Annotated in this window: 1 protein-coding gene; it reads left to right on the forward strand. The window is 48.2% G+C overall.

What is annotated here, in order from left to right; translation table 11 throughout:
• Nucleotides 1-427, forward strand: a 427-nt coding sequence (locus tag BCT81_RS03895; RefSeq protein WP_347232101.1) for a GAD domain-containing protein, incomplete at both ends; no start/stop codon positions are given.

Genomic DNA, 427 nt, shown 5'->3' on the forward strand with positions numbered 1-427 from the left:
AAGACGTTGAGTTCAAAGTATTCTCTGGTCCAGCTAACGACGAAAAAGGTCGTGTAGCGGTTATCCGTGTTCCAGGTGGTGCTAAGCTAACTCGTAAGCAAATCGACGGTTACGCAGAGTACGTAAACATCTACGGCGCGAAAGGTCTAGCTTGGATGAAGGTTAACGACCGTGCAGCAGGCATGGAAGGTATCCAATCTCCAGTTGCTAAATTCCTAAGCGAAGACGTAATCAACGGTATTCTAGATCGTACTGAAGCTGAATCTGGCGATATCATTCTGTTCGGCGCAGACAAAGCGGGCATCGTTGCTGAAGCAATGGGCGCACTTCGTCTTAAACTAGGTACAGACCTAGAGCTAACAGATACATCTGCATGGGCTCCACTGTGGGTTGTTGACTTCCCAATGTTTGAAGAAGACGGCGAAGG

This window comes from Vibrio sp. 10N.261.52.A1, assembly GCF_002876325.1.
Classification (GTDB): Bacteria; Pseudomonadota; Gammaproteobacteria; order Enterobacterales; family Vibrionaceae; genus Vibrio; species Vibrio chagasii.